Below are 17,416 nucleotides of genomic sequence, written 5' to 3' on the forward strand. Positions count from 1 at the left end.
CTTCTATCTTGTTATATTTTATTACTTGCTTTTTGAAAAAGTGTCAAATATATCTGGCTTTTTCGTCTGAATATATGCTAAATCTGGTTCTATATATGGTATTCCATTTTTACCCATGCAATATGCTGATACAGTTATAGAACCTGATAATAAACCAGATGAAGAATCAAACGCCATATCCATTGAGTCAATAGTCATATGATACTCATTTTTAATAAAATATTCAATAATATTATTAAAAGCTTTATAGTTAGCTCCATCAAAAGAAATAGTAAATTTTTGCTGTGCTGCAATTAATTGTAACACATCCACTTCTTCTACTTCTTGCTGAAACAATGCATACACCTCTCTATCCGTAATACATTGTTCTAGTTCTGTTTGAACAGATGTGCCAACATAAAATGGCTTTAATCCTTCTAATGTAATAGATGTAAGAGTAATATTAGTTTTCTCTTCCAATTTCACCATCATTTCAATAATTTTTTCTGTTTTTACAAGACATGGATATTTACTTGCAATTTCAGTTATTTCTGCTTCCTTTTCTTCTTTCTTCTGACGAATCTCTTCTTTTTTTTGCTCCTTAGCTTTTAACGTATCTAACTCTGTCTGTAAAGCAACATTATCTTTTTTTACCGCCTTAGCTTTGTCGAAATTTGGCTTAATAACGAAAAATCCAGAAGCTGCTACCAATAATATAGTGACAAGAATAATTAATAATTTTTTATCTCTCTCTGAGATTTTACTTTGCTTCATATTTAGCCCCTCCTACTCCGCACTTACTTCTGTATTATCACTTTGTTCCGTCGTTTCAGCACCTGTTGCTTCATTATCTACAGAACCACTATCTGTATCAACTAACTTATCGAACGCATCCTGTGTATATACTGCATTTACAATAATAGACACGGTTGCAGGTCCATCATCTACGTCAGAAGTATTTGTTGAATCAATAGATATTTTATCCAAGCAATCAATTTGCTGTAATTGCATTAATAACTTTGCTACTGTTATTGTTTTATCTAAAGTTATGGTTAATGAAACATTCGTATCTGTAATAGAAAGAGCCGTTACAGAAACTGCCTTTGGAAGTTTTTCTTCTAGTTCACCAATCAATTTGTCTAAGTTCTCATTAGCATTCCGAGTAGAATCATATACCCCTGCCAACGTATTGTAATCAGCTAAAACTTTATTGTATTCATTATAGATAACTTCCACAGAACTTCTGGACGCAATATCATTTTCAAGCTGTCTCTTTTTTGCTGCATACCCAATATTGGCAAAAACAGAAACCAAAATAAGTCCTGTTGTTAAAATCATACAAGCAGATGCCCCTAACATCACACCTTTTGTAGTTCCTCTATTTCCTGCCTTCATTTTATCGTCATGGATTTCAAATCCAATTGGTTTTACACAAGCACCAATACAAGCTAAAAATTCAGAAGATTCTGCTGGATTTGCCAAAGCATTTTTATCAAAACGAATGGAAAACAAATCTTCCATTTTCTTTGCATCTAAGCCTAATTCATTATGAAATAACTGTGCTACTCCCATAAAGCGTGAGCCAATACCACTAAGATGAATAAACGAAATCTTTTTCTCTGGATTCTTTGATGAAAAATAATCTAACACACGGATAACATTACTTACCACAAACTTAAATGCCTGCGTTACATCCTCTCTAGCACGGGCTTCCTTCATTATTTTCTCATAACCCTCTGATGCTACTGCATAAGTAACCCCATCTTCCTTTGCCAGATCAAACTGATGATTAATTATTTTTTCACGGCAAAGCAGACTAACCGCCTCCTCAGAAGTAGTTACTTTAAAGGTAGAATGTTTTTGTACAGCCTCAATTACACCATTAGCTCCATAAGGTATAATTCTTTGCAGCATTAAGCTTTCATTTTCAATAATATTAATAATACTGCTGTTTTCATTAATATGTACAGCAATGCTGACTCCCTGACCAACTTGTTTTTTGGCAATCTGAAAATAGCTGTTTCCAATATAATCAATGGATTCAACCTGCATCTCTAACGCATCTGCCAGCCCATAATAGCCGCGAATTAAATTGACTGGTGCCGCTAACACTAATAACTTTATCTGCTTATCTTTTCCATTTGACACACGACTTAATATATAGTAAGAAATCGTATACTCTGAAATATCAATTGGAAAATACTCTGTTGCCTGGTTCATAACAATCGACTTAATGGTCTGTTCCTTCACAGCTGGAATCAGAACCTCACGATTAGCAACCTTTGTTGAATTTACAGTAAAAATAACTTCTCTTGTCTTAATATTTGCATCTGCAAGTGCCTGCCTCAATACTGTAGCAAACATATTTTTATCCCGGATATAACCATCCTCAACCGCACCTTGTGGCGTCGGAATGGAAACACATTTGTGTACATTTGGAGTTCCCTTTATATAAGAAACCTCGCTCAGTTTGGTACTTCTTGCACCAATTTCAATACTTAATACTCTCTTAGCCACGTAATTTCCTCCCATTAGAAGTATTTTTAAAACATTAATTTTTCATTACGCAAGATTGCTTTTATCAATCCTCCGTAACAAAAAATTATAAAGAACATAGATTCAGATACCATTGAATCATTTTTTCACCATATAATGCGGCAATCAAAATACCCGTTGCCAAATAAGGTCCCATGGCAAGCACATTCCCTTCTTCTTGAATACGCATACGAATGACATGAATCACAGAACCTATAATACATCCAAAAAAGAAAGCCAAAATAATATTCTTCCAACCTACAATTAGTCCTGCTGATGCCATTAATTTTACATCACCTCCACCGATTGCCCTTCCCTTGGAAAGAATAAAAATAAGCAGCAACACTGCACTGATACTGACTCCGCCTATTATATAAACAAACCAGTGCCCTATATCAGATACAATACGTCCAACTCCTATAATAGCCAAAAAAACATTAATTCCATCCGGTATTTCGTAAATTCTCCAGTCAATTACACTGAGGACAATAAACGCAGAGGTCATAAAACAATATAGCAGACTCTCCACTGTAAAACCATTTACAACAAAAATGCCAACCCAAAAAGCACCATTTAAAAACTCAATAACAGGATACTGGATAGAAATTTTTTCGCCACAGCTTCTGCATTTTCCTTTTAAAGCAACATAACTGAACACAGGAATTAAATCGTACCATTTCAGTTGATAATCACACTTCATACAATGAGATCGGACTATTGCAATATTCTCTTTCTTAGGAATCCGATAAATGCAGACATTCAAAAAGCTGCCTATGACTATTCCGTAAATAAAAATGACCACAAATATCAATACTTCCATACTACTTTCCTTTCATAGGAAGCAGATCGCATGTGCCGATCTGCTCCTTAAATACTCATTAATTAAATTAGTGATGCCCTAATCATTTAGAAACAGCTGGATCTAAAAGTGCAGTAGTTCCATTATAAAGCTGAACTGTCACCTTTCCAGTAGCATAAACATAGTCAATATGAAGACTTGTTGCACTTTTTCCATCTTTTGACTGAAAAGTACCAGCTGGTAAATAATCATCAAATATACTTGTTGATGTAGCAGGTACACCTAATAATTCTTTTAATCCAGCTAAAATAGTTGAATTACCTGTGTCTCCAGTTGAATTTGTTACAATATGCTCATCAGTTGAAATAACATCTGCATGCTCTGCAAATACAGCTAATGCAGATGTACTGATTCCACTTACAATTTGCATATCTTTTGCTTTTCTAGATTTTTCCATGTATGGTAATACTGCTGTACCTACCACACCTACTAAAATTGCCATAATGGCGATAACAATGATCATCTCGATCAGGGAGAAACCTTTGTTACCAAGTTTTTTTGATTTTCTTAGCTCTTCTCTCATCATTCATTACTCCTTTTCATTTCTTCATAAATTATTAAAAATGGCTTATACCCTGCATACGATGCTATTTGATTATGTATTACCAGGATACTCCATCGTTAACCTATTTCCTTACATTTTATCCACACTGGAATATAATGTAAACATTGGTGCCAATACTGACATAATAATTCCACCTACAACAACAGCCAGAACTACTATAATCAATGGCTCTAGCACTGTTGTCAGTACCTGTGTGGTCTGCTCCACATCGTCTTCAAAAAAATCTGCTACTTTGTCAAGCATAGCTTCCATATTACCAGTTTCTTCTCCGATTTTTACCATGTGATACAGCATAGGCGGAAACAAACCACTGATTTCCAATGGTTCAGATAAAGGAACACCACGCTCCACCTCTTCCTTGGCTTCTATCAATGCGTCCTTAATTACCTGATTATCCATAATCTTAGCTGTAATTTCTACTGCATCAATCAAGGAAATACCTGCTGCTAATAAGGTACTCAATGTTCTGGTAAAACGTGCAGCAGATGATTTTACAATTAATTTACCAAAAAGAGGAATTCTCAATCCTATCCTGGACAAAGTCATTCTTCCAGTATCAGATGCCTTATAAAAATGAAGACCAATTACAATTCCTGCAATAATTAACAGCATAAGCCACCAGAATTTTACCATAAAATCACTGACTGCAATTACTGCCAATGTAATCTTAGGTAATTTAATATCTGCATCGTCAAACATGGACATAAACTGCGGTACAACAAAGGTTAACATAAGGATTACTACAGCAACTGCTACCACACAAACGATAATTGGATAAACCATGGCACGAATTACTACTGAACGTAGTTTCGCATCCTTCTCAAACTGAGTTGCCATACGCTCAAATGCTGTATCAAGGTTACCTGAGGCTTCTCCTGCTTCCACCATGTTAATCAGCATAGGTGGAAAGATTTGTGGCTGCCCGCCCATACCACTTGCAAGAGTTTCTCCTTTTTCAACTGCAAGCTGCACATCACGGATTGCCTTCCGCATACTTTTTTTCTCGGTCTGTTCAGAAAGCATCTGCAAAGCATTAATTACCGTAACACCTGCTGCCAGAACGCTGTGAAACTGCTTACAAAATAAACTCAGGTCTCTTGGCTTTACCCCTCCGCCAAACGTAATCTCTTTATTTAAAAGAGTTTCTTCTGTTACTGCAATGGGAATTAGTCCTTGAGCCTTTAACTGACTGCGGACTGTTTCCACATCGTTGGCTTCCATCTTGCCCTTTTTCTCTTTCCCGCTCTGATCTAAAATGACATAATCAAAAAATGGCACTTTCTCATCCCTTCCTAATTTAATTAGTAAATTTTCTTTTCAAATGCAATCGGATCCTGGGAAAAGCTGATTGCCTTTTCCGCATCGATTTTACCGCTAATATACAACTCATAAATAGCATCATCCAATGTCTGCATACCAATTTTCTTACTGGTCTGCATAGCACTTTCAATTTGGTGAGTTTTCCCTTCACGAATCAAGTTTCTGACCGCAGGAGTTCCCAACATAACTTCAAAAGCAGCAGCTCTTCCTCGTCCATTAGCAAGCGGAATCAATTGCTGTGAAACAACCGCTTCCAAAACAGAAGCTACTTGTATACGAATCTGTTGCTGCTGATGTGGCGGAAATACGTCAATCATACGATCTACCGTTGCTGCCGCACCAATGGTATGTAAAGTAGAAAATACCAAATGTCCAGTCTCTGCTGCGGTAATAGCAGTGGAGATTGTTTCCAAGTCTCGCATTTCTCCAACCAGAATTACATCTGGATCTTCTCTTAGCGCAGACCTTAATGCATGTTCATATGAATATGTATCCAAGCCTATTTCCCTCTGATTCACCACAGAACGTACATGTGAATGAAGATATTCTATTGGGTCCTCAAGGGTAATAATATGTGACGAATAATTTTTATTAATCTGGTCAATTAGCGATGCCAGTGTAGTAGATTTACCACTACCCGTTGGACCTGTTACCAGAACCAGCCCCCTCTTTCTTCCTGTCAGTTCTACAATAGAAGATGGAATTCCCAGCATCTGAGGTGACGGAATCGTAGTACCTACAAGACGCAGCACGCATGCCAGTGAACCTCTCTGTTTAAATACGTTAACACGGTACCTTCCCAGATTGGGTACCGAATATGCAAAATCCACTTCACCATACTCATCCAAAATGGAACGATGGTAAGGTGAAAGCATCGGATTAATAATTGCCTCTGTATCTGCTGGCATAAGCTTGGGAAATTCCATATTCCGCAGCTCGCCATGAACCCTGCATTTAGGCGGCACCCCCACCGTAAGATGCAAATCCGACGCTCCATTTCCATTCGTTATAGCTAATAAATCATTAATTGTAATCATACTTTTCCCTCTCGCTTATAAACTAAAATCAGTCTTTATTTATCAAATGAAATACGTTCCATTTCAGAATAGGACGTAATTCCATCTATAACAAACTTCGACGCTGAAAGCCTTAGCGTATGCATACCTTCATCCAAGGCAGCCTTTTCAATATCATCTGCACTTCCATGCTTGCTGATAACATCTTTTATTTTTTGTGAAATCGCCATAATCTCATATACACCAATACGTCCCCAATAACCAGTATTATTACACTGAGTACAGCCACATGGCTCATAAACAGTCAATGGCATTTCCTTCGGATATCCTAACATTTCTTTTTCATACCGGGAAGCACTTCTGCCCTGCTTGCACTTTGGACACAGCCTTCTTACCAGACGCTGTGCAATAACACCAACTACAGAGTCCGCAATCAAGTAAGGTTCTATTCCCATATCTTCAAGTCTCGTAATGGTACTGGAAGCACTGTTTGTATGCAGTGTACTAACAACAAGGTGACCCGTAATAGAGGCTTTTACAGCTATCTGAGCCGTCTCCCCGTCACGAATCTCACCAATCATGATAATATCCGGATCCTGACGAAGAATCGAACGCAACGCATTGGCAAAGGTCATATCTGCCTTATTATTAACTTGAACCTGATTGATACCATCAATATTGGCTTCTACTGGATCTTCAACCGTAATAATATTTACACCCTCTACATTCAGCTCACTTAATGCCGTATATAATGTGGTGGACTTACCACTACCAGTTGGTCCTGTTACCAGAATAATTCCATGTGGATGCTTTAAAATAGAATCAAACAGTGCCAGCTCATCATCTGAAAAACCTAAATCCTTTTTGTCCTTCGTCAATGCCTGCTTGGATGTAAGACGCATTACTACCTTTTCTCCAAATACAGTTGGCAGAATAGATACACGAATATCATATTCACTTCTATCAACCACGCTGGTAATACGGCCATCCTGAGGCTTTCTCTTTTCTGATATATCCATTCCACCGATAATTTTAATTCGCGTTACAATCGCTGCCAAAAGATCTGTTCCATAGGACATAACAGCCTTCAGCACACCATCCACACGAAAACGTATTCTAACTTGATACTCCATCGGTTCAATATGTATATCACTTGCACGTAATCTAACTGCCTGCTCAATAATCTTATTCACGAGCTGCACAATAGGTGCATTACTTATGTCATCATCGAAATTAATATCTTCTTCTTTTTTAGAATCCTTAAACTTTTCTTCACGCTCTTTTGTATATTGTTCAGCTACCTTCATTGCCTCTGCATTACCAAAGTACCGGTCAATTGCAGAAGAAATTTCTGTTGGTGTACTAACAACTGGTTCTATTTGAAGATTTGTTATAAAAGCCAAATCATCAATAGCATAAATATCCATTGGATCGGACATTGCGACTCTTAATTCGTTCATATTCATCATATTGAATTCAAAAGGAATCACGTTGTATTTTCGCAAAACCGACTCACTAACTAAGCGGAGTATATCTTCAGGTATAACCAATTCTTCAAGCCGAATCATGTCAACTCCCAGCTGCCTGTGCAGCGCATCTGCAATATCCAATTCGGTGAGAATTCCTGAATCTATTAATGTTTCCCCTAACTTTTTCCCCTTTTTCTTTTGTTCGTCTAAAGCCGTCATAAGCTCTTCTGGACTGATAGCACCACTTGAAATTAAAATATCCCCCAAACGCTTTTTGCGACGTCCCCCTTGATCTACCAATCTAGTTCCCAATATAATGAACCACCTTTATAAAATCTTTATTTTTATTATTATTTCTCTATCAATTATATTCTATCACTCTTCAAAAATAAAGAAAACTATATTTTTAATTATCTTTATTTTAGCAAATAAAATCTATTGCTTCAAGTATCTTTTATACTTTTTTTAATTATTTTTCATTTTTTCTTATGTTTTACTAGCAATGTTTTACATATAAATTCACACAAATACAATGTTGTCCGTTTTCTGTTGTGTAGATTACTAAACAGAAAATGACTGTCTTTGTTTACAATAGCCAACTAGTACAAGCTGCTATATCTTGTACTTCTTCCATTCTATTCATTTTGGTATAGTTTATTCTGCAACAAATAATACATTCCAATTATTTTTCTGCTATCAAAAAGTCAAAAAACTCCAACGGCTCATTATATTCCTGATGTCCTGTACTTATAACCTGGTTTTCAGCTGTTACATTTATTGACTTTAACTTGTAGTACTCAATAAATGTATTGACCAATGACCCCATCAGCATCGTTTCACCTGTTGTTCCTGTTTGTGACACGGCATCCCTAAATTCCTTTGATAAATCAATATGTGCTGTTAAACTGTCATCATCCTCAATTTCAAAAGAATTCACCTTTACTCCTTCTGGAAGAGCCCCTGCCTGGATTAATGCATCTACGATTCCCTGTGGACTATCTTCCGCTGTCACTTTTGTTGGAATTTCATAAAGAACATCCTCATCAGGTACATACACTGTCACCTCTGCTTTTGGAATTTCACTGGCTTCTGCAACAGGTTCTGATGTTTGCTGCACTTCCTCGGTTGGCACAGTTTCTGAATTTTCTGGAGTTACAACATCTTCTGTTGGAACTATTTCAATAGGCGTTATCGTTTCCGTCACCATACTATCTTCCGCAGCATCTTTCTTTTTACCACATCCCATTATGCTAAACAACAGCAGTAGCATAAGAATATAAAATAGAACACTTCTTTTTTTGATATTTTTACTTGCATCTTGAATCGTATTAAAAAAACTCATGGTAAGCCCTCCTTTTAGTCAGAATTTATCTGCCATATGTTTAAACACATTCATTATAACATAAATCTTTTCATTGTGCAGATAATATTTGAAAAAGCTATTGCTATTCATATTTATTTGTTTTATAGTTTCATAATACTAATACTTTCAGGAGGTTCTATAGACATGATTATTGTAGCACAAAATGGAAGCGGAGATTTCAAAACAATACAAGAAGCTGTAGATAGTATTTCTATTAATAATGGCACCGAAGCTGACAAAACAATTTTCATCAAACGGGGGGTATATAAAGAACAATTAGAGATCAAAGTACCTAATCTTAAACTAGAAGGGGAAGATCGAGATGAAACCATTATAACAAACACTCTGGGGGCATTTGATCCAATGCCTGACGGAAAAAAGCGCGGCACATTCCGCAGTTATACTGTTTTTATTGATGCCAGCCAGATATCACTTTATAATCTGACAATTAGAAATGAAGCCGGCATTGGCTCAGAAAAAGGACAGGCAATCGCCCTATATGCCGAGGGGGATTTGCTGCAAATTGAAAACTGCAATTTAATTGCAAGACAAGATACCCTTTTTACAGGTCCTCTGCCTGAAAAGGAACTGATTCCCGATGGATTTCTGGGACCAAAACAATTTTCTCCCCGTATAAACGGACGCCAGCTCTATCGGAATTGCTTTATATCTGGAGATATTGATTTTATTTTTGGCAGTGCTACCGCATATTTTGAAAGCTGTGAGATATTTTCTCACACTTTAAACCAGGAAGTGAACGGCTATGTAACTGCTCCATCCACACCAAAGGGACAGACTTACGGATATGTGTTTCAAAACTGCTGTTTTACCAGTAATTGCCCCGATAATTCTGTCTATTTGGGAAGACCATGGCGAAACTATGCAAAAGCTGTATTCATAAATTGTGAACTAGGTTCCCATATTAAGAAAGAAGGCTTTCATGACTGGGACAAAACAGAAAGTCATCACACTACTTTTTTTGCTGAATATCAAAACTATGGTCCTGGTGCAGAAGATACCTGCCGAGAACCATGGGTTCATTCTTTATCACCAGAAGATATTTCACAGTATTCCATAGAATCCATATTTAAGAAGTAACACCTTGTGTTTTTTCTAAAAATAGTTTAATTCCCTGGAATACTTCATCACATATGATATGTTCCATTTTACAGGCATCTGCCTCTGCTGTACTCCGATCAACACCCGTTGTAAGAATCAGAAATTCAGTCAGCAGCAGATGCCTTTCTAAAACACTGTTAGCTTTCTCAAGACCTAATTTCGTTAGTGTAATCTCTCCTTTTGCATCCATTACGATATGTCCCGATTCTTTTAATATTCCCATTGCCCGGCAGACACTAGGTTTACTAAATCCCAATTCCCTTGCTATCTCGATAGACCGCACCGAACCATTCCTGTTCTTCAGCATCAAAATGGTTTCCAGATAGTTTTCACCTGATTCATACATGTAAATTGCCTCCTACTATGTTATGAATTCTATCTTAAATGATTCTTAGCAGCTCGTCTAGATGTTTTTACCACAATTTTTATCACAACTGCTGCAACCGCATCCGCATCCCGTATTGATTCCTGCTTTCTTATTTTTTACGCCCCGATAAACGATTAGTCCAACGCAGAACAGAATAATTGCTACTACTAAAAAATCAACCATACATTTGTTCCTCCTCAATTTCATTTTTTCTAATTTTAACTAGAAATGAGATGTCTTCATTTTGCAATATTCCTTTTTCCTTTAACCTGTTTTTTAACTCCTGGCACCAGGCAGAATCTTTGATTTCTATCACATGATTTCCGTCTAATACTAGTATATTATCATTTTCAATACATTTAAAGCCCTCACAATGAATTTGGTACATATTTTTTCGATTAATTGCTCCGATTTCTTCCAGTGTATTCAGCATTCGGTAAACCGTTGCAATTCCGATTGACGGATCCCGCAATACCGCCTGGTAATATATTTCTTTGCAACAGGAACATTCGTTTTCCAAAATAATTTCTGTAATTATTTTTCTCTGGGAAGTAATCCGACATCCTCTTTTCCGAAGTTCATCAAATATTAGTTCCTGTTTAAACATTTTGGTCTGAAACTGTTGCTCTTGATTTTTCATTAAAACTGCCATTCTGTTACCTCCTATTCGTATAGCCGTTGGTTAGTTTATGCTAACCGACATTTCTAAATTTGCAGAGTTTTATGTAAGTAAAACTCTGCTATTCCATCGTAATATTTTGAGCTTCGTCTTTACGTAAGCTTAATTCGTATCCTCTGATATTTACTTCAATTGGATCTCCCAGAGGCGCTATCTTAACCACTTTTATACGGGTTCCTGGTGTTACCCCCATATCCATCAGTCTTCGCTTCATAGGTCCCTTTGTTCCTATCGCTTTTACAGTACCTTCCTCACCTGGCTTTAATTCTTTTAATGTCATATAAATCCTCCTAATTCACCATGATTTTAGACGCAAGTCCTTTGTTTATTGCAACCTTAACACCCTTTATCAAAAGTATTAATCCACTGTCATTTTCACTTACTACTTTTATTGGAACTCCATTTACAAACCCCATATCCTGAAGATGCCTTCTCATGTCATCTTGCCCTCTAAAACCTACCATTTCTTTTTCTTCTCCAAGCTTCACATACGATAATGGCATATAACCAGCTCCTTTGTAAAATTAATTAGATATTGATTATCATTTTCATTTATAATAATAAGTCATAATCTATAAAAAGTCAATCCTTATTTAAAAATTTATCAAAAAAGAAGTATGCAACAAGTATTTTTACTCATTACATACTTCTATTCCTAGTCGCAGCTTATTAATCAAAAGACTCTCTTAACTTCCTGAGAGCTTTTTTTTCAATTCTGCTCACATAGCTTCTGCTAATTCCCAGCATATCTGCAATTTCTCTTTGAGTTGCCTCGTCCTCTCCACCTAAACCATACCGCAATTTTATAATTTCTTTTTCTCTTTCACTTAAAACTTTATCAAAAAACTGATATAGTTTTTTGGTATTCTCCTCCAGCTCCATTAATTCTACAATATCATCGTCAACAGATTCTATAATATCCAACAAATTGATTTCATTTCCTTCTTTATCGGCTCCTATTGGCTCATACAAATAGACATCCCTGGACTGCTTTTTGCCATTTCTAAGCATCATTAACAGTTCATTATCAATACATCGAGAAGCATATGTGGCTAAACGAATTCCCTTATCCATGTCGAAGGTATCTATAGCTTTAATTAATCCAATGGTGCCAATCGAAATCAAGTCATCAATTTCCTTATCATTTGCGTTATATTTTTTCACAATATGTGCCACAAGACGCAGGTTTCGCTCAATCAAAATTTCTCTTGCTGCTTTATCACCTATCTTACAAAGCTGGATATAATGTTGCTCCTCCTTGGTGCTAAGTGGCATAGGAAATGATTTCATTGAATAAGCACCTCAATGATGAATCAGTTTAATTATAGTCTATGATTCTGGAGGCTGTTTAGTGCATTTCCATAAAATAAAAACTTTTAATCTGCCTGTTTTTTTCTTAAAATATCAAAGGCTTCTAATTCTAAACCTAAATCTACAAAAATCACTTGTTTTGGATGTGGACAGCTTTCCATCTCATTTCCTTCTTCGTCCTGAATAGACTTAACCACAGCCTCTATATTTTCACCAGAAGGCTTCATAACCTCAATTACTTCACCCACACTAAATTTATTTCTCTGTTCCAGTTTATAATAACCAGCTTCTCTTTTACCTTCAATCAACCCCAGATATGTGTACTCTTTAATATAAGTATTGTTATCATATACCTGACTTTCTTCAGTAGTTGGACCATAAAAAAAACCAGTAGTAAACTTTCGATACGTACATTTTGAAATTTCGCTCATATAGTATGGAACATTTTTCTCATATAGTGCCGGGTCTTTAAAATAATCGTCAATTGCCTGACGGTATGTTCTAGTAACTACAGCAACATATAGTGCTGTTTTCATCCGACCTTCGATTTTAAGACTATTAATACCCGCCTTTACAATATCGGGAATATGTTCAATCATGCATAAATCCTTTGAATTGAAAATATATGTTCCTCTTTCATTTTCTTCAATCGGCATGTATTCACCTGGACGTGTTTCCTCAACTATGGAATATTTCCATCTGCACGGATGGGTACACGCCCCTAAATTGGCATCTCTCCCAGTAAAATAATTACTGAGCAGACACCTGCCTGAGTAGGAAATACACATTGCACCATGAATAAAGGTTTCTATTTCCAAATCATCCGGAATATTGGCACGAATCTGCCCAATCTCTTCCATGCTAAGTTCTCTTGCTGTTACAACTCTGACAGCCCCCATGGTCTTCCAAAAACGAAAAGTTAAATAATTCACATTATTTGCCTGTGTGCTGACATGAAGATCAATCTCTGGACAAACCTCTTTGGCAATGCTAAAAACACCAGGATCTGAAATAATAATCGCATCTGGCTTTATTACTTTTAGTTCTTCAAAGTATTCTCTGGCATTTTCCAAGTCTCTGTTATGAGCAGTAATGTTTGCCGTTACATATACTTTTACACCATGCTTATGAGCATATTCAATCCCCTGTTCCATATTTTCTCTTGTAAAGTTTTTCGCCTTTGCACGCAGACTAAACATTTCGCCTCCAATGTAGACAGCATCTGCTCCATAATTAACTGCAACCTTTAAAACCTCAAGACTCCCTGCTGGGATTAATAGTTCTGGCTTACTACTTTTCAACATCTCAATTTCCTTTCTTGCAAAAAACTACATCCTTTTTGTACTTAATGTTACTCCATCTCCAATTGGTAAAACAACCGTATCAAATTGTTCTGAATGTGTCAGTTCAAATAAATATTCTCTCATTCTAAAATGTATTGTCCTGTTTCGCCGTGTTACAGCATATCGGGATTCTACAATATCCCCATCCTGTAACACATTATCTGAAATAAGAATTCCGCCAACTTTGAGTATTTTCAAAATATCAGGCAGAAAATTCAGATACTGCCCTTTTGCAGCATCCATAAAAACAAAATCAAATGCTTCCTTCTTCTCTCCTAATTCTTGCAAAATAACGGCTGCATCCCCCTCTAACACTTTAATAACCTGTTCCTTTTGGGCAAGCTTTATATTTTCCTTTGCACGTCTAATTCGCTCCGGCATTTTTTCTATTGTTATAATTTCAGCTTCTTTCTTTAGGTACTGGCTCATAAGAATTGAAGAAAATCCCACCGCGGTCCCCACCTCCAGGATTCTTTCTGGATTATGGCAATGAATTAAAAAGCGCAAAAGACTTTGGGTTGGTTTTTTTATAATTGGAACATAATCAGCCAAAGCTTCTTGTTCCAGTTTCCGCAGAAAATCATTCTGCTCCATTTCCAAAGAATTAATATAGGCCGCTATTCTTTCGTTGGTTATCATTTCAAAATCTCCCATCCATTCTGCATTCTCATAAATCAGTTTTCAAGAAAAGACGAGTACCCATTAGAAGTTCTCTAATAAATACCCGCTTTTAATCATACAATTTTATATTTATATCATTTACTCACCTGAATCTCTTCCTGCTCTTCTTCAGGCGTTGTTATCATTTCAATAATTTCCCTGTACGACATAGAAGTATTCAACACATATATTCCTTTAATGATAGGTCTATCTGAATTAACCATTAGCTTTGCCCTAATCATAAAAGACGCTTTATCTGCAATCAACTTGTTATCTTCTAACCGCTGCGCCAGATCTGATATGGAATCCCCTTCTCGCACTGTAAATCTCACTTCTAAACCAGGTGTACCTGCAACCGATGATTTTCCAAAAACATGGTAGGCTGTATAATATGCACTTCCTGTCAGATGCATTGCAGTAGTGATAATTACAACATAAAATGCAATGTGAAGCAATCCAAAAAGCACTAGATTCATCACTTTCAGTATTAGCTTATTATTTACTGCTTTTGTTGCCATAATCATCCCTCCAAAATGTAATCTTCAGTTTTCTGCTGTCTATTCATTCGTAACCAAGCTGCAACCTACACTTCCATAATGATAGGTAATATCATTGGATCTCTTTTTGTCTTTTTCCACAAATACTCGCTTAGGGTATCTCTAATTTCATTCTTTATTTTACCCCAGTCTGTAATATTTTTACTTAAACACTTATTTAATGCTTCATTTACAACTAATCTAGCTTCATCCATCAGATTTTCGGATTCTCTTACATATACAAATCCTCTCGAAACAATATCCGGACCAGCAAGAATCTGATTACTGTATTTTTCTAGTGTAACTACAATAATAATTAATCCATTCTCTGACAAATGCTGCCTGTCCCGCAATACAATATTTCCTACATCTCCCACTCCCAAGCCATCTACAAGGATTCCTTGAGCTGGTACCCGTGAGACAATTCCTGCCTTTTCGTGAGACATTTCCAATACGTCACCAGAAGATAAGATGAAAATATTATCCTTGTTGATTCCCATTCCTTCTGCCAGTTCTGCATGTGCAATCAAGTGACGATATTCACCATGTACAGGAATTGCATATTGAGGTTTTACCAACGTATAAATCAGTTTTATCTCTTCTTGACAGGCATGACCAGAAACGTGTGTATCCTGGAAAATAACTTTAGCGCCTTTCATGGATAATTCATTAATCACTTTGGAAACCGACTTTTCATTTCCTGGAATTGGTGTTGAACTAAAAATCACCGTGTCTCCTGGCTGAATTGATACTTTTCTATGAAGTGAAGCAGCCATACGTGAAAGTGCAGCCATAGCTTCACCCTGACTTCCTGTTGTTATCAATACCAACTGATCGTCCGTATAATTTTTCATTTGTTCTATATCAATCAAAATATTTTTCGGCATATTAATATAACCAAGTTCGGTGGCAGTGGTAATAATATTTACCATACTGCGGCCTTCAATCACAACCTTCCGCCCATACTTTTCAGCAGAGTTAATAATCTGCTGGACTCTGTCCACATTAGAAGCAAAGGTTGCTACAATAATTCGATGTTTCGTATTTTCAGCAAAAATATTATCAAATGTTTTACCTACTGTTCTTTCTGACATGGTAAAACCAGGCTTCATAATATTCGTACTGTCAGCTAGTAATGCCAAAACGCCCTTTTTCCCAATTTCCGCAAATCTCTGCAAGTCGATTGTTTCTCCGAAAACTGGTGTATAATCAATTTTGAAGTCACCTGTATGAACAATAATACCTGCTGGCGAATAAATTGCTAGTGCAGCGGCATCTGCAATACTATGATTCGTTCTGATAAATTCTATTCGGAAACATCCCAAATTAATGGACTGACCATATTTAATTACTTTGCGTTTTGTGCTTTTCATTAAATTATGCTCTTTTAATTTATTCTCAATGATACCCATCGTAAGCTTTGTTGAGTATATAGGGACATTTACATCCCTCAAAACATAAGGAAGACCACCAATATGATCCTCATGTCCATGGGTAATAACAAACCCTTTTACTTTTTTAATATTATCTTTTAAATATGTCACATCTGGAATAACTAAATCAATTCCCAGCATATCATCTGCTGGAAAGGATAACCCGCAATCTACAACGATTATACTGTCCTCATATTCAAAAGCTGTAATATTCATACCAATCTGTTCTAATCCACCTAATGGGATTATTTTAATACCTTTATCTGATAATTCTTTTGATTTCAAATCATGCACCTCCATATTTTTTATGTAACAAAGGGCAAGTATGAAATATTAGATTATATTTTATTCGTTTTCAACCATTTTTCTACACTCTTCACAGTAACCATAAAGCTTCACTTCATGATCCGTCACTTGAAAATTTAGGGACTTCTGAATTCTTTCTTCCAGGGTTTCTAATAAATCGTCTCGAAAAGTAAGCACCGAGCCGCATTTTAAACAGATCAAATGATGGTGGTGATGACCTTCACCTTCTTCACTTGCGATATTCAATTCATATCTTACATAACCATCGTCTAAATTCAGCTTATCTATCACATTTAAATCCGACAAAACCTGTATCGTTCGATATACCGTAGCAAGTCCAATATCGGAATACTTTTCTTTTACATAATCATAAATCTCCTCTACTGTCAGATGTTCCTCCGGTCTCTTCTCCATCACTTCCAGTATGGCAATTCTTTGATTCGTCACCTTTAGCCCGTTACTTTTCAACAACTGCTTAAATACGTCCTGCTTATCAGGCATTTTACCTCACCTTTTCACAAATAAAATGAAATCTAATTTTCTCTCTCGCACTTTT

The 17,416-nt window shown here is 36.3% G+C and carries 20 protein-coding genes; 1 reads left to right on the plus strand and 19 read right to left on the minus strand.

Annotated elements, in window-relative coordinates:
- Positions 1-21: 21 nt before the first annotated feature.
- The 8 genes from BM305_RS04810 to BM305_RS04845 form a co-directional block, all read right to left on the minus strand.
- The gene (locus BM305_RS04810; RefSeq protein WP_092559572.1) at positions 22-753 is read right to left on the minus strand and encodes a hypothetical protein; all 732 of its coding nucleotides are present in this window, start codon (positions 751-753) and stop codon (positions 22-24) included.
- A gap of 12 nt (positions 754-765) precedes the next feature.
- Positions 766-2,496 carry a pilus assembly protein PilM gene (gene pilM / locus BM305_RS04815; RefSeq protein ID WP_177214552.1) on the minus strand — a complete coding sequence of 577 codons (1,731 nt, stop codon included), beginning with the start codon at positions 2,494-2,496 and terminating at the stop codon, positions 766-768.
- A gap of 85 nt (positions 2,497-2,581) precedes the next feature.
- Entirely contained in the window at positions 2,582-3,334 is a 753-nt protein-coding gene (locus BM305_RS04820) for a prepilin peptidase (protein WP_092559574.1), read from the minus strand.
- Between the two features lie 82 nt (positions 3,335-3,416).
- A complete protein-coding gene (locus tag BM305_RS04825) occupies positions 3,417-3,896 on the minus strand; it encodes a prepilin-type N-terminal cleavage/methylation domain-containing protein (protein WP_177214553.1) in 480 nt (159 codons plus the stop codon).
- 111 nt (positions 3,897-4,007) lie between these two features.
- Entirely contained in the window at positions 4,008-5,216 is a 1,209-nt protein-coding gene (locus BM305_RS04830) for a type II secretion system F family protein (protein ID WP_092559576.1), read from the minus strand.
- A 23-nt stretch (positions 5,217-5,239) separates the two neighbouring features.
- Positions 5,240-6,295 (minus strand): type IV pilus twitching motility protein PilT, encoded by a 1,056-nt coding sequence (locus BM305_RS04835; RefSeq protein ID WP_092559577.1) that lies wholly within the window; start codon positions 6,293-6,295, stop codon positions 5,240-5,242.
- Between the two features lie 35 nt (positions 6,296-6,330).
- Positions 6,331-7,962 carry a GspE/PulE family protein gene (locus BM305_RS04840; protein WP_092559754.1) on the minus strand — a complete coding sequence of 544 codons (1,632 nt, stop codon included), beginning with the start codon at positions 7,960-7,962 and terminating at the stop codon, positions 6,331-6,333.
- A gap of 463 nt (positions 7,963-8,425) precedes the next feature.
- Positions 8,426-9,085 (minus strand): GerMN domain-containing protein, encoded by a 660-nt coding sequence (locus BM305_RS04845; protein WP_092559578.1) that lies wholly within the window; start codon positions 9,083-9,085, stop codon positions 8,426-8,428.
- Between the two features lie 165 nt (positions 9,086-9,250).
- On the opposite strand from BM305_RS04845, the gene BM305_RS04850 reads away from it, so the two are divergent.
- The gene (locus BM305_RS04850; RefSeq protein ID WP_092559579.1) at positions 9,251-10,204 is read left to right on the plus strand and encodes a pectinesterase family protein; all 954 of its coding nucleotides are present in this window, start codon (positions 9,251-9,253) and stop codon (positions 10,202-10,204) included.
- Here the strand turns inward: BM305_RS04850 and BM305_RS04855 are convergent.
- The 11 genes from BM305_RS04855 to BM305_RS04905 all read right to left on the minus strand — a co-directional run bounded on the left by BM305_RS04855 (position 10,194) and on the right by BM305_RS04905 (position 17,361).
- Positions 10,194-10,571, minus strand: a complete 378-nt coding sequence (locus BM305_RS04855; RefSeq protein ID WP_092559580.1) for a metal-dependent transcriptional regulator — start codon at positions 10,569-10,571, stop codon at positions 10,194-10,196. The two genes, BM305_RS04850 and BM305_RS04855, sit on opposite strands and share 11 nt — an antisense overlap.
- Before the next feature lie 57 nt (positions 10,572-10,628).
- Entirely contained in the window at positions 10,629-10,775 is a 147-nt protein-coding gene (locus BM305_RS04860) for a FeoB-associated Cys-rich membrane protein (protein WP_143099128.1), read from the minus strand.
- Positions 10,768-11,244 (minus strand): transcriptional repressor, encoded by a 477-nt coding sequence (locus BM305_RS04865; protein WP_242940455.1) that lies wholly within the window; start codon positions 11,242-11,244, stop codon positions 10,768-10,770. Before BM305_RS04865 ends, BM305_RS04860 begins: the two co-directional genes overlap by 8 nt.
- Positions 11,245-11,332: 88 nt before the next feature.
- On the minus strand, positions 11,333-11,551 hold the full coding sequence (locus BM305_RS04870; protein ID WP_092559582.1) for a FeoA family protein: 219 nt from the start codon (positions 11,549-11,551) through the stop codon (positions 11,333-11,335).
- A gap of 10 nt (positions 11,552-11,561) precedes the next feature.
- Positions 11,562-11,774, minus strand: a complete 213-nt coding sequence (locus BM305_RS04875) for a FeoA family protein (protein ID WP_092559583.1) — start codon at positions 11,772-11,774, stop codon at positions 11,562-11,564.
- 166 nt (positions 11,775-11,940) lie between these two features.
- Positions 11,941-12,561, minus strand: coding sequence for an RNA polymerase sporulation sigma factor SigK (sigK, locus tag BM305_RS04880; protein WP_092559584.1), 621 nt, complete (start codon positions 12,559-12,561; stop codon positions 11,941-11,943).
- Positions 12,562-12,647: 86 nt separating this feature from the next.
- Positions 12,648-13,883, minus strand: coding sequence for a peptidase U32 family protein (locus BM305_RS04885; protein ID WP_330393421.1), 1,236 nt, complete (start codon positions 13,881-13,883; stop codon positions 12,648-12,650).
- Between the two features lie 27 nt (positions 13,884-13,910).
- Positions 13,911-14,564: an O-methyltransferase gene (locus BM305_RS04890; RefSeq protein WP_092559586.1), complete on the minus strand. Its 654-nt coding sequence runs from the start codon at positions 14,562-14,564 to the stop codon at positions 13,911-13,913.
- A gap of 116 nt (positions 14,565-14,680) precedes the next feature.
- The gene (locus BM305_RS04895) at positions 14,681-15,103 is read right to left on the minus strand and encodes an endolytic transglycosylase MltG (RefSeq protein ID WP_177214554.1); all 423 of its coding nucleotides are present in this window, start codon (positions 15,101-15,103) and stop codon (positions 14,681-14,683) included.
- A 65-nt stretch (positions 15,104-15,168) separates the two neighbouring features.
- Positions 15,169-16,839, minus strand: a complete 1,671-nt coding sequence (locus BM305_RS04900) for a ribonuclease J (RefSeq protein ID WP_242940456.1) — start codon at positions 16,837-16,839, stop codon at positions 15,169-15,171.
- 60 nt (positions 16,840-16,899) lie between these two features.
- On the minus strand, positions 16,900-17,361 hold the full coding sequence (locus tag BM305_RS04905) for a Fur family transcriptional regulator (RefSeq protein WP_092559589.1): 462 nt from the start codon (positions 17,359-17,361) through the stop codon (positions 16,900-16,902).
- Positions 17,362-17,416 lie beyond the last annotated feature (55 nt).

The organism is Anaeromicropila populeti, from assembly GCF_900112775.1.
Lineage (GTDB): Bacteria > Bacillota > Clostridia > Lachnospirales > Lachnospiraceae > Anaeromicropila_A > Anaeromicropila_A populeti.